This is a genomic window from Halorubellus sp. JP-L1 (assembly GCF_011440375.1).
Taxonomy (GTDB): domain Archaea; phylum Halobacteriota; class Halobacteria; order Halobacteriales; family Natrialbaceae; genus Halorubellus.
In genome coordinates this window covers 1,636,729-1,649,037 of record NZ_JAAOIR010000001.1, presented here as the reverse complement: position 1 = coordinate 1,649,037, position 12,309 = coordinate 1,636,729, and the positions used below count along the sequence as shown (strand labels likewise).

The 12,309-nt window shown below is 66.6% G+C and carries 13 protein-coding genes; 7 read left to right on the top strand and 6 right to left on the bottom strand.

What is annotated here, in order from left to right:
* Positions 1 to 4 precede the first annotated feature (4 nt).
* From G9C85_RS08400 to G9C85_RS08380, 5 genes are read right to left on the bottom strand one after another with little or no spacing between them, the layout of a single operon-like run.
* On the bottom strand, positions 5 to 1,672 hold the full coding sequence (locus G9C85_RS08400) for a type II/IV secretion system ATPase subunit (protein WP_166038767.1): 1,668 nt from the start codon (positions 1,670 to 1,672) through the stop codon (positions 5 to 7).
* A 10-nt stretch (positions 1,673 to 1,682) separates the two neighbouring features.
* A complete protein-coding gene (locus tag G9C85_RS08395; RefSeq protein ID WP_193570616.1) occupies positions 1,683 to 2,417 on the bottom strand; it encodes an ATPase domain-containing protein in 735 nt (244 codons plus the stop codon).
* Positions 2,414 to 2,866, bottom strand: a complete 453-nt coding sequence (locus tag G9C85_RS08390; RefSeq protein WP_166038765.1) for a flagellar protein G — start codon at positions 2,864 to 2,866, stop codon at positions 2,414 to 2,416. Before G9C85_RS08390 ends, G9C85_RS08395 begins: the two co-directional genes overlap by 4 nt.
* Before the next feature lie 33 nt (positions 2,867 to 2,899).
* Positions 2,900 to 3,331: a flagellin gene (locus G9C85_RS08385; protein ID WP_166038763.1), complete on the bottom strand. Its 432-nt coding sequence runs from the start codon at positions 3,329 to 3,331 to the stop codon at positions 2,900 to 2,902.
* 1 nt (position 3,332) lies between these two features.
* Positions 3,333 to 4,466 (bottom strand): FlaD/FlaE family flagellar protein, encoded by a 1,134-nt coding sequence (locus G9C85_RS08380; protein ID WP_166038761.1) that lies wholly within the window; start codon positions 4,464 to 4,466, stop codon positions 3,333 to 3,335.
* 392 nt (positions 4,467 to 4,858) lie between these two features.
* Here G9C85_RS08380 and G9C85_RS08375 point away from each other — a divergent pair, with 392 nt between their 5' ends.
* The 5 genes from G9C85_RS08375 (at position 4,859) to G9C85_RS08355 (ending at position 8,417) form a co-directional block, all read left to right on the top strand.
* Positions 4,859 to 5,434 carry an archaellin/type IV pilin N-terminal domain-containing protein gene (locus G9C85_RS08375; RefSeq protein WP_166038758.1) on the top strand — a complete coding sequence of 192 codons (576 nt, stop codon included), beginning with the start codon at positions 4,859 to 4,861 and terminating at the stop codon, positions 5,432 to 5,434.
* Positions 5,435 to 5,480: 46 nt separating this feature from the next.
* Positions 5,481 to 5,948: a hypothetical protein gene (locus tag G9C85_RS08370; RefSeq protein ID WP_166038756.1), complete on the top strand. Its 468-nt coding sequence runs from the start codon at positions 5,481 to 5,483 to the stop codon at positions 5,946 to 5,948.
* Positions 5,949 to 6,170: 222 nt separating this feature from the next.
* Positions 6,171 to 6,782, top strand: a complete 612-nt coding sequence (locus tag G9C85_RS08365; protein WP_193570615.1) for an archaellin/type IV pilin N-terminal domain-containing protein — start codon at positions 6,171 to 6,173, stop codon at positions 6,780 to 6,782.
* 4 nt (positions 6,783 to 6,786) lie between these two features.
* The gene (locus G9C85_RS08360) at positions 6,787 to 7,392 is read left to right on the top strand and encodes an archaellin/type IV pilin N-terminal domain-containing protein (protein WP_166038754.1); all 606 of its coding nucleotides are present in this window, start codon (positions 6,787 to 6,789) and stop codon (positions 7,390 to 7,392) included.
* A 572-nt stretch (positions 7,393 to 7,964) separates the two neighbouring features.
* On the top strand, positions 7,965 to 8,417 hold the full coding sequence (locus G9C85_RS08355) for a DUF5807 family protein (RefSeq protein ID WP_166038752.1): 453 nt from the start codon (positions 7,965 to 7,967) through the stop codon (positions 8,415 to 8,417).
* A 45-nt stretch (positions 8,418 to 8,462) separates the two neighbouring features.
* On the opposite strand, the gene G9C85_RS08350 is transcribed toward G9C85_RS08355, so the two are convergent.
* On the bottom strand, positions 8,463 to 9,032 hold the full coding sequence (locus G9C85_RS08350; RefSeq protein ID WP_166038750.1) for a cysteine hydrolase family protein: 570 nt from the start codon (positions 9,030 to 9,032) through the stop codon (positions 8,463 to 8,465).
* A 126-nt stretch (positions 9,033 to 9,158) separates the two neighbouring features.
* Here G9C85_RS08350 and G9C85_RS08345 point away from each other — a divergent pair, with 126 nt between their 5' ends.
* Together G9C85_RS08345 and G9C85_RS08340 are read left to right on the top strand one after the other, a co-directional pair.
* Complete coding sequence (locus G9C85_RS08345; protein ID WP_193570614.1) at positions 9,159 to 10,766, top strand: Hvo_1808 family surface protein; 1,608 nt, start codon at positions 9,159 to 9,161, stop codon at positions 10,764 to 10,766.
* A 90-nt stretch (positions 10,767 to 10,856) separates the two neighbouring features.
* The gene (locus G9C85_RS08340; protein WP_166038748.1) at positions 10,857 to 12,305 is read left to right on the top strand and encodes an Hvo_1808 family surface protein; all 1,449 of its coding nucleotides are present in this window, start codon (positions 10,857 to 10,859) and stop codon (positions 12,303 to 12,305) included.
* Positions 12,306 to 12,309: the final 4 nt, after the last annotated feature.

The window sequence follows — 12,309 nt, the reverse complement described above, 5'->3', positions numbered from 1 at the left end:
GGCCCTACATCGTCACGCTCTGGAGGTTCGCGACGTCGATCGGGAGGCCCTCCAGGCCGTCGCGCTGGTAGCTCTGGATGGCGTCGTTCACCTCGTGATAGCCGAGGACGTCCGCGTCGATGAGCTGGCGGATGATCTCCGCGCGCCGATCGAGTTCGTCGTAGATCTTCCGCGTGTCCTGGTAACCGAGCAGGGTCGCGATCTGTTCTTCGAGGACGTACGAGTTGTTCCGCCCCGTGAACTCGACGTCGTCCTCGCGGGGGTCCCAGTTGAACGCCTGGCGCGTGATGACGCCGTCCTCGTAGTCGCTGTACCCCTCGATCTCCTGTACGGAGGTGACTCGGCGGAGGACGTCGTCGCCCTGCTTCACGCGGTTCTGGAAGAGCGCGACGTCGCAGTTGTCCATGAACGTCTCCGGGACGTTGATGGGCGCGCCGGTAAAGCGCTGGATCATCGAGACGATGTCGCTCGCGTGGAACGTCAACATCACGGGGTGCCCGGTCTGGGCGGCCTGGAACGCCATCTGGCCTTCCGCCCCCCGGACCTCCCCGACGATGATGTAGTCCGGGCGCGAGCGCAGCGCGGCCGCGACCAGGTCGAACATGTCGACGTCGCTGGACTCGTCGTCGCCCTGGCCCTCGCGCGTGAGGAGTTGCTGCCAGGTGTCGTGGGGCGGGATGACCTCGGCGGTGTCCTCGGCGGTGTATATCTTCGAGTCCCGCGGGATGAACGACAGGCTCGCGTTGAGCGTCGTCGTCTTCCCCGAGGCGGTCTCGCCGACGACGAACACCGTCTGCTCGTTCTCCAGGCAGAGCCAGAGGTACGCCGCGAGTTCCGGGGAGAGCGTCCCCCACTTCGTGATCTGGAAGATCGACAGGGGAATCTCGTCGCCCTGGCGGATCGTGAGCGACGGCCCCTTCACGGAGACGTCGTCCGAGTAGATGATGTTGATACGGGACCCGTCCGGGAGCGTCGCGTCGACGATCGGGTTCGAGTCGCTGATCGGCGAGTCCATGCGTTCGCCCATGTTCCGCAGCCACGTGTTGAACGCGTCCGGGTCCCCGAAGTCGACGTTCGTCTCCACCATCCCGAACGTCCCGTGGTCGATGTTGCACTGGTGGGGGCCGATGACGTGGATGTCCTCGTTCTGCGTGTCCGTCATCACGGGGTCGAGCGGGCCGAGGCCGACGATGTCGCGCTGGAGGTGGTATCGAAGCGACTCGTACGTCCGCTGGTCGACGGTCACGGACCCGCCGAGGCCGCCCGAGAGACTCCCGATGGCGGACCCGACGGAGACGACTTCGTCCAAGAGCACGTCTAGGTGGGTCTCGAACTCGTCGTCGTCGCTGGGTGCCGGCCGCGACACGCTCCGGTCGAGGATGCGCTGGCGGATCTGCGCGTACACGTCGCGCTGCTCGTCGTCGAGCTGCGGTTCGATGCAGTAGTACGTCTTGCTCACGCCGAGGTCGCCGTACACCTGCACGAACACGTCGTCGCTGATGCGATAGCAGACGTTCGGTCGGTCGGCCTCGTAGTCCCCGACGTTCTCCACGAACAGCGGGTACTCGCCGAACTCCGCGTGGAACTCCTCCAGGTGGTTCTGGAGGTGCGGGTAGTCCTCCGCGTGCTCGCGCAACTGCGTCGTCATTCGCTGGGTGCCGTGTTCTGACATAGTTGTTACCTCATGCGATCGTCCGGTTCACGATGGTCAGGCCACGCCCCTGCTGGACGTTGAACGCGATGCCGTCGTCGACCGGCTGCTTCATGTTCGCGAACCGGCGGACACGGACGTTCCGCCGGATGTCCTGCCCGACCTCTTCCGTCTCGATCTGGAGGAAGACGTCCGCGACGCTCCGGATCGGGCGGAGCGCGCGCTCGGTCGTCGCCTCCGGGTCGACGGTCAGGATCACGGTCTTCCCGCGGCCCGTCATTCCCTCCAGGAACGTCAGTAGCGACTCCATCTCGTGGTCCTCGTCGCCGGCGTCCGCGATCGCGTCGAACCGCGGGTCGTTCCGGAGGAACGCCGAGAACGCGTCGACGACGACGACGTCGCCCTGCCAGAGCGTACTCGGCTCCGTCAGCCGCGACAGGAGCTCGCGGCGGTCGCCGTCCCGGTGCGTGTCCACGTCGGCGTTCAGGAACAGCACTTGCCCGGAGAGCATGTGGTCGACGACGTCGTACGAGAGCGAGTGCATCTGCTGCATGAAGTCCGCCGCCGAGAGCTCGGTGGAGACGTACGCGACGTACGTCCCCTCCTCGGCCATCCCGTAACACATCCGCTGGGTCCACACCGACTTCCCCGCACCGTCGACGCCCTCGACGAGCACGAGGCTGCCCTCGGGGATGCCGCCGCCGACCGCGTGATTCACGCGGTCCGTGTCCTCCAGGCCGAGCGAGTAGTGACCGTTCACGTTCATACGTAGAAGGTGAACTCCTCCCGGTCGCCGTTCACGACGAGCACCACGCGATGCTCGCCGGGGTCCAGTGACCGATCGATCTCCAGGCGGACGACCGTGCCCGTCCGCCAGCTCGTCTCGTCTAGGACGAAGAACGTCTGCGCGGACGCCGAGACGTACTCGCCGTCGACGATCACGTCCACCTTCCCGGGTTCGGCCGGTAGCGTGTTCGCGCCCGTGTTCTTCACGAGCAGCGAGACGGTGGTGCTTCCGTCGTCGTACACCGCCGACGACCCGGGGTCGGAGATGATCTCGATCTCCGTGTCGATGCGTTGCTCCGCGTCCACGCTCCGGGAGTCTATCGCGTCGCTGACCTGCGCGACGTTCGTCACCATCGTCCCGGCGACGCTCGCCGCGATGATCATCGCCGCGATGAACAGTATCAGGCTGGACACGGAACTACTCGCCATCGCGCTGCCCTCCGTGCTGACTCGGTAGCGCGTTCATATGTCGGTCTCCGTCTCCGCGATGCCGAACTCGGTCACGACGCGAACGCGGTCCGGTCGCGTCGTCGTCGACAGTTCGAAACGCAGGGTCTCCCCCGGCACCCAGATCGATCGGCTCGTCTCGCCCGCGACGCTCGACGCGTACCCCGTCGTGTACTCGCCGTCGACGACGAGGTCCGTGTCGGTCACGGACAACGTCCGCGACCCCGTGTTGTTCACGCGCACGACGAGCGTGTCGTTGCCCGCGTCGTACGTCACGTTCCAGAGGGCGATGTCAGAGTTCCGCTGGTCCACCGTCCGATCGCGTTCCTCGTCCATCGCCGTCTGCACGCGCTCGTTCGCCGTACTCATCACGGGGTACGCGGTACTGACCGCTATCAGGACGCCGACGAACACGATCGCCATCGAACCGCTCGTACTGAAACCCATGTTATAACTCCGTGTCGTCGATCGTGCGCTGGACCGCGTCCAGCTTCATGATGTACTCGTAGCTCTCGGCGTGGTCCTCCGCGGTGAGTTCGTTCGGGTCGCGGCTCGGGTCGACGTTCACGTCGAGGTCCGGTCCCGAGAGGACGTCCTCGAGGTACGTCTTCACGTCCGACCCGATCCACCCGATCTCCTCGTAGTACGCGATGGCGCGGAGCGTCGCCGCCGGCCCCGCCGTCGACACCAGGCTCGTCACCCACTCGAAGACGATTATCTCCGTCGCGTACGTGTCCGCGAGGCCGACGAGGGCGACGGTCGACTCCCCGGCAGCCGTCCGGTCGGCGTCGTCCGACCCGTCGATCCCCTCGCGCCACGCGCTCGCGTCGCCGCGCGAGTCGTTCGGTCGGCCGGTCCGACTCATCGATTCCTCGACCGTCGTCGGTTCGACTTCGATCTCGTTGTCAGCCGGTTCATCTTCCTGTCCAACCGCGGCCTCGGCCGCGTCGTCGCCAATCACCGCTTCCTCGCCTTCGTCGGCTGCCTCCGCCTCGTACTCCGCTCGCAGGTCCTCCAGGCCGATCGTCGTCGCCTCTTCGTCTTCCTCACCTTCGTCCGCCTCGTCTCCATCCGCCGCCTCCGCGTCCTCGCCTGGGTCCGCGTCGCCCTCCACGACCGCCTCGACGACCTCGCTCTCTGGATCGGGTTCCTCGCCGCCGACGACACCGAACCCCTCCGCGTCCGGGTCCGCGTCGCGCGTCGGCCCGTCCATGAACGGGTTCACGTCCGCCGTCAACTGGTCGTAGATCCCGAGCAACTGCCTGACCGTGTCGTTCACCTCGTTCAGTTGCTCGGCGACGTCCTGCTGGGAGCCCTTGATCGTCTCCAGCTCGGACCGGTTCTGCTGCATGCTGCCTTCCATCTCGTCGAGGCGTCCTTCCAGCGCCTCGACCTGCTCCTCCTGATCGAGCTCCTCCAACTCGACGTCGAAGCTCGACTCGGGCGGGCCCGCGTCGTCCTCGCCACCCTGCGCGTCGCCCGAACTCGAATCGGAGCCACCGCTTTCCGCGTCGTCGCGGCCAGCGCGATCGTGGCTCCCCTCCGAACTCAGGAAGTCGGCGAGGACGTCTCGGATTCCCATTGTATCGTGTGGTTCTCGTCGTCGTGGTTCGAGCGAGTCCGCCCGAGCGATACCGGATACGCCACCCGACAGTACCGGACAGACGACTAAAGAAGCGAGCACGTCCTCGGTCCGCGTTTCGAGGCGTGAGTCGAGACTCGAATCGGTGTCCGAGCGCGTACACGTCTTGAATACGAACAGGTCCGTTCTCGGACTCGGGGGCACTCCCCCCGTATCTCGTGATGAACCTTCCCGACTCGCCCCGGCACGGGGCTCGCGGCCGCACCCGGTCGACCGACGACCAGGGCGCTGCCCAGCCTCGCAGCCGTCGGACGGCAGAGTCGGGGGCAGTGCGCTCTCTCGCGAGAGCGTACGCGAGTCGGGTACGGTCCACCACGGATGGTGAACTACCGATGAACGTACCCGAAGCACACGACAGTCGCGGTCAAGTCGGTATCGGGACCCTGATCATCTTCATAGCGATGGTCCTGGTCGCAGCCGTCGCAGCAGGTGTCCTCATCAACACGGCGGGGATGCTCGAAGCGAAGGCGTCCGATACCAGTCAGGACTCGCAAGCACAGGTCTCCAATCACATCGTCGTCGTCAGCGCGGTCGGCGAAGTCGACCAGGCGAACGACTCGGTCGGCACGCTCAACTTGACGTTGATGAAGGCCGCGGGCGCCGGCGACATGGACCTGGAGAAGGCGTCGTTCGAGTACATCTCGGACGACGCCGCGGTCTCGCTGAAGGAGAGCCACTCCGCGGTGGACCTGACGGCCACCGACGGCAGTGGTTCGTACGTCCTGAACAGCAGAGACGACCGCATCGTACTGACGATTCGCGTCAACGACACCGCCCTCGAAGGGCCAGGTGGACTGCAGTCAGGCCAGAAAGCGATGATCACGATGGTCACGGCTTCCGGGGCGAAGTCGCTCTACGGCGTCAACGTCCCGCAGACGATCAGCGACGAGAAGTACGTGAAGGTGTGATGGATGCTGGCCGTGCCCCACGCGGGCACACGATAACAAACAACGTATGACTACGAACGAACCCGACACGAACGACGCGACGGCCGACCGGTCTCGTAGCGACCGCGCTTCCGCGGAGGAATCCGGGGAGGTGCTGTCCGCCGACGAGCTCGCGCTCGACGACGACGAGAATGTTCGGCAGCTCGGCGACGACCGGTTCCTCGTCACGACCGACGGGACCGCGTCGCCGCCGTCGAGTGGTGGGCGTCCACGCCCGACCCGCTCCGATGGGGGTCGAGTGGTGACCGACGGGTCGCCGTCGCCCACCGACGCATTAGCGCAGTCGTCCGCTGGGTTCGGAGTCGATCTGGCCGTCAAGACCGAGGACGGTGTTTCACGACGTCGGGTGACGTCGAACGACATTCGGGAGGTGTTCACCGAGATGCTACGCTGGTACGCGCTCGAGCTCGATTCGGAGAGCGAGCCGGCGGAGACGCTCGCCGTACTCCGTGCAGCGTCCGAACTGGATTTCTAACTCACTTCTGATACGTACGCGTTCGTTCGGAACTTCGAACTCGACTGACACCAGTAGCGGTGCGCGCACGGAACTGATAGCAAGCGCGACGACAGGCAGTCCGTTCTCGCCCTCGTTTCGAGTCCTGAGTCGCGTCTCGATACGGCGAACGAACTGATACATCCCTTGATAGTAACCCGGGGCTATGCACTATTCGGGGCGCATCCCCACACAGAGGAAAGAATGATAGTGGAACTCCCTACGAACGACGACGAACGCGGTCAGGTCGGCATCGGCACCCTGATCATCTTCATTGCCATGGTGCTGGTCGCCGCGGTCGCAGCCGGCGTGCTCATCAACACTGCCGGACTGCTCGAGTCCACGGCCTCCGACACGAGCCAGGACTCGCAAGCACAGGTTTCCAACCAGATCTCGGTAATCAGCGCGGTCGGTGACGTCGAAAACGGTGAAGTCCGACAGGTCAACCTCACGGTCATGAAGTCCGCGGGCTCGGGCGACATCGACCTCGCGAACGCGACCGTCAACTACCAGAGCGACGACAACTCGACGACGCTGACGTGGACGAACGAGTCAACCGCCAGCGACGGCACGAACTTCCTCGTGTACGACACGTCCGGCTCGGTGCTCTCCAACGAGCAGGCCGACGACCTCGTCCTGAGCGAGACGGACGAGCGCAAGGTCATCGAGGTCGACCTCAGCGCCGCTGCGATCGACGACGCGCTCCAGGAGGGCGAGGAAGCGACTCTGAAGGTCGTCGACCAGTCCGGCGCGAGCACGATCTACGGCGTGAACGTCCCGGACACGATCAGCGACGAGAACTACGTGGCGGTGTAAACGGATGCTGACTCTACCCAACGCAGACGACGGCGACCGCGGTCAGGTCGGTATCGGCACGCTCATCATCTTCATCGCGATGGTGCTGGTCGCCGCGGTGGCGGCGGGCGTCCTCATCAACACGGCCGGACTGCTCGAGTCCACCGCGTCCGACACGAGCGCGGACTCGCAGGCACAGGTCTCCAACCAGCTCACGGTCGTGCACGCTGCCGGGAACGTCAACTCCGGGACGGAGAACGTGACGGACCTGAACTTCACGGTCATGAAGTCGGCCGGCTCTGACGACATCGACCTCGCGAACGCGACCGTCGAGTACCAGAGCGACGACGCGGCGCAGACGCTATCGTGGAACACCACCATGAGCGCGACTGACTTCGTCGTCTACGAGGTCGGAAACAGCGCGCCGATCGCGTCCGCGACGAACGACGCCCTCACCCTGAGCGCCCAGGACGAGCGCGCGGTCATCCGCGTCAACCTCACCGACGTCGGTGACGAACTGCAGGAGGGCGGAGAGGCAACCGTCCGGTTCGTCGACCAGTCCGGTGCGGCGACGATTTACGGCGTGAACGTCCCGGACACGATCAGCGACGAGAACTACGTGGCGGTCTGAGGCACGCATCTATCCCGGACTGACCCGGGCACACACGTCCCCGGGCGCATCCCGCTCCGGCGTTGACGCCGGGGATGCGCCGGTGGCACGCGAACGATGTGTGCGCCGCTGGCAGCGCGTCTGGCGCCGGCCGGATGCGCTCGAGGACCCGTCCACGAACCGACGCACGGAACGATAGTGGCGATCCCAGAACGAGGCACGACGGTACCGACGCCGTCACGCACGCACGTGACGGAGCGTGATCCCAGGAGGCTCACGCGACATCGGTCCGATACGCAGCCGCACGGACGCGGAATCACGGACGGTATCGAGGAATCGCGAACGAACGATACGCTTCGGCGTATCCCACATCGGTAGGCAACCAATGTCGGCGCCCGACGGCGCCGAGTTCACCACAACGCGCGGTCCACGGTCGGGTGACGACGCGATCACGGACCACTCGCGGCTTTCTTTCGAAGCCCACGCCGGTAGCGACGGCTCCGACACGACCGCCGCACGACGGTGGTCGCGGCGGACGAACGCGAGCGCCGGAACACGCGGAGTTTTTCAGGTTCGACGGTCGAGTACGTGCCATGACGGACGTGCAAGCCCGTCGCGAGGCGTTCCTCGCGGGGGACCGACCGGACGACGTGGCGATCTACCTCGCGGACGACTACGTGGACGACCTCGGGCGCCTCGAGAAGTACGGCGTCCGCACCGACGACGGCATCGTCATCGTCGTCGACGGCGAGAGCGGTCGGAACGCGTTCCACGCCGCCACCGGCATGGACGCGATGAACTTCGCGCAGGGCGCGATGAGCGAGGCGGGCCCGATCGGGCACGACCTCACGTCCGGCGACTGCCCCGCCGTCGACGACGAGCCGGACGCCGAGCACGTCGTCGAGTTCGTGTTCGCGTTCAGCGAGGACGAGAAGGACGGCGACGAGTTCGACGGCCTCTACACCGAGGGCGACGTCGTCCACGCGTACGCGCACTGCACGTGCGGCGCCTCCTACTCGGACAAGTGGCTCGCCGAGCGCGACTGACTCACTGACTGACCCGACCGCCCGCCGCGGTCGGTCGACGACGCGCTAGAAGGAGACGTCGTCGCTCGCGACGACCTCGCCGAACAGCCAGTCCGCGTGCTCGAGCGCGTACTCCCTGTGGTCGTCCTCGATAGCGCCTATGGCGTCCTCGACGAGCACCGGCCGGTAGTCCCGGAGGCCCGCAGACCCGGCGGTGTGGAGGACGCAGACGTTCGCGAGCGTCCCACAGAACAGCAGGTCGTCGACGCCCCTGGCGGACAGCCAGCCGTCGAGTTCGGTCTGGTGGAACGCGTCGTACGTGTGCTTCTGGACGACGTGATCGTTCTCCGTGACGTCGAGCTCGTCGACGAGTTCGGCGTCCCAGGAGTCCTCGAGGACGTGCTCGCCCCACTGCTCGAACTCGTCGTAGTAATGGGCGTCGTCGAACTGCTCGGGCGGATGGACATCGCGGGTGAAGACGACGCGAACGCCCGCGTCGCGAGCGCGGTCGACGAGTTCGGCCACCGGTTCGACGGCCGCCTCGCTCCCGGGCGCGTACAGGCTCCCGTCCGGGTGACAGAACCCGTTCTGCATGTCGACGACGACGAGCGCCGTGGACTCGGAATCGACGTTCATGCGTCCAGATTCGCCCGCAAGCCCCGTAATCCTTCGGCTCCGGAACGCGATACCGCCGCGCACCATGTGGTGTGAGAGCGTACCGCAACCGGGCGTTTCTTTTATTCGTAGCCCGCGAGTGCATGTATGAAGCGACTCGCAATCGCCCTGGTGGTCCTCTCGGTCGTCCTCGCCGGCTGCAACGCCCCAGTCGACATCGGCGCGGACGCGACGGCCGACACGACCACGCCGTCGGACACGACGGCAGCGACCGACGCGACCACGAGCGAATCGTCGACCACCGACGAGAGCGACGGCGCACCCCCAGACCCCGAGGAGGACGTCATCGGGTGGGAGGACGGCGTCTGGCACAACGAATCGATCGACGTCGACCAGTCCGACGGCCTCACCGACGAGGAGATCGAGGCGTTCGTCTCCCGAGCGATGGCGCGCGTCGAACACATCCGAGAGAAGGAGTTCAAGGAACGCGTCCCCGTCGAGGTCGTCCCGCGAAGCGAGTACGCGAACCAGAGCGCGAACTCGAGCACGCCGAAGGCCCAGTCCGACTGGAACAACCAGGTCTGGGAAGCGCTGTTCATCTCCAGCGAATCGAGGAACGTCAGCGAGGAGCTCTCGACGTTCTACTCGACGGGCGTCGGCGGCTACTACAGTCCGACCGAGGACGCGATCGTCATCATCTCGGACGACCCGGACACGCCCGTCATCAGTAACGCGACGCTCGTCCACGAACTCCAGCACGCCCTCCAGGACCAGTACTTCGACCTGAGCCAGGACAAGTACAACGCACCGACCCAGGACGGGAGTCTCGCCGGGGACGGCATCGTCGAAGGCGACGCGAACTACGTCGAGTACGTGTACCGGGACTACTGCACGAACGGGACGTGGGACTGCGTCGCCACGCCCGCCTCCGACGGCGGCGCCGGTGGCGAGTTCAACTTCGGCATCTACGTCACGATCTTCAACCCGTACGCGGACGGCCCGAATTACGTCTCGGAACTCAAGCAGGCCGGCGGCTGGGACCTCGTCGACGACGTGATGCGGAACCCGCCGCAGTCCACGGAGACTGTCATCCACGCACGGACGCCCGACGAAGCAGAGGAACCGGCACCAATCGAGTACGAGGACACCGCGACCGACGGCTGGACGACGTTCGAGAACCAGGGCGTCGACGGCTACGACACTGTCGGCGAGGTGTCGATCTACTCGATGCTCTGGTACGCGTCGTACCCCGAGAGCGCCGGTGGACTCGGTCTGGACATCGTCGACTGGCGAGCGCTCCTCAGCGCGGACGGCGAGTTCGACCTCTACGACTACGAGAGCGAAGCGTCGGCCGGCTGGGCGAACGACCGCGTCTACCCCTACACGTCGCCCGACAGCGACGAGGACGGCTACGTGTGGGTGACGACGTGGGATAGCGAGCAGGACGCCCAGGAGTTCCGCGACGCCTACCAGCAGATCCTCGACGGCCTCGGCGCCGAACAGGTCGGCGAGAACACGTACCGGGTGTCCGGGAACGAGTACGCGGACGCGTTCCGCGTCGTCATCGACGGCAAACGCGTCGTCGTCGTGAACGGCCCGACCGTCGACGCGGTCGACGCCCTCAAGCCCGAGTACGCACCGAACGGGACGAACACGAGCGTCGCCGGCACAGCCACTGCAATCACCGGGACGCCCGGCGTCGTCGCCAGCACGACTGCCACCGTCGCGGCTCCGTCCGTCGCAGTCGTCGCGTAACTCCGCCGACGGCTCGCGACGAGCCACGCCGCGCGACCCGTCTTCGCACACGGCCTCTCTTTTTAGGCGTCGACCACCAAGGGGCGAGCGATGGGTCGTTCCCTCCTCGCAGTCGCCGTCGTCGCCGCCGTCGTCCTCTCTGGGTGTGCGTTCCTCGACGTCGGCGGCATCGCGGAACCGGACTCGAACCGTCCCGACCCCGACGCGGACGTCCTCGGGTGGGAGGACGGCTACTGGTGGAACGACTCGGTGGCCGTCGACGCGAGCGACGGCCTGTCGAAGGCGGAACTCGAGGTCGTGACCGCTCGCATGATGGCGCGCATCGAACGCATCCGCGGCCACGAGTTCACCGAGGACGTTCGCGTGCGAGTCATCTCGCACGACGAGTACCGGTCCGGTGGGAGCGACGACCCCGAGGGGACGCCCACCGAGGAGCAGTTCTGGGAGGCGACGTTCGTCGTCGGCGAGGACGACGGCGTCGCCGAGTCCTTCGACGCCCTCTACGGGTCTGCCGTCCAGGGATACTACTCGAACGGCCGCATCGTCGTCATCGGGAGCGGCGACGGCGGCGACCTCCGGATCTCGCGGGCGACGCTCGTCCACGAACTCGAGCACGCACTTCAGGACCAGCAGCTGACGCTCCGCGTGAACGCGAGCACGCGAGACGGAACGCTCGCCGGCCGCGGCATCACCGAAGGGGACGCGAACTACGTCGAATCGCTGTACGAGGCGCGCTGCGAGGACGGCCGGTTCGACTGCGTGTCCGTCCCCGACGGCGACGGCGAAGGCAACACCGACGGCGGCGGGGAGCGTCTCGCGTACAATCGCGGCCTGTTCGTGTCCACGTTCGTCCCGTACGCCGAAGGCGCCGAGTTCGTCGCCGCGCTCCGCGAACGCGGCGGCTGGGCGGCCGTCGACGACGGGTTCGAGACGCAGCCGGCGAGCACCGAACAGGTAATCCACCCCGACGCGTACCCGGACGAACGCCCCGAGCGCGTCACCGTCCGGGACCGCTCGAACGCGCCGTGGAACCGCGTCGGCGACGGCGAAGTCGTCGGCGAGGCGACCGCGTACGCGGCGCTCTGGTACAACGACGTCGTCCCTCGCGACCACCTCACGAGCACCGAGGATGGGCGGTACACGTACGACCACCCGATCACGGCCGGCTGGGGCGGCGACCGACTGGTCGCGTACGAGAACGACGGCCAGCACGGGTACGTCTGGAAGACGACGTGGGACTCGACCGGGGACGCTCGCGAGTTCGCGACCGCGTACCGCGACCTCCTCGAATCGAAGGACGCGACCGCACGCGGCGACGGCGTGTACGTGATCGAGGACGGTGCGTTCGCGGACGCGTTCCGCGTCGTCCGCACCGACGAGACGGTCGTCGTCGTGAACGCACCGACGGTCGGCGCACTCGACGGCGTCCGCGACCGCGAGCAGCAGGGTGCCAGGGCGCCGACGGTCGGCGCACTCGACGGCGCCCACGACCGCCATCAACGAACCGCGAACGCGTCCGTCGCGGGCGGCGTGCCGTAACCGG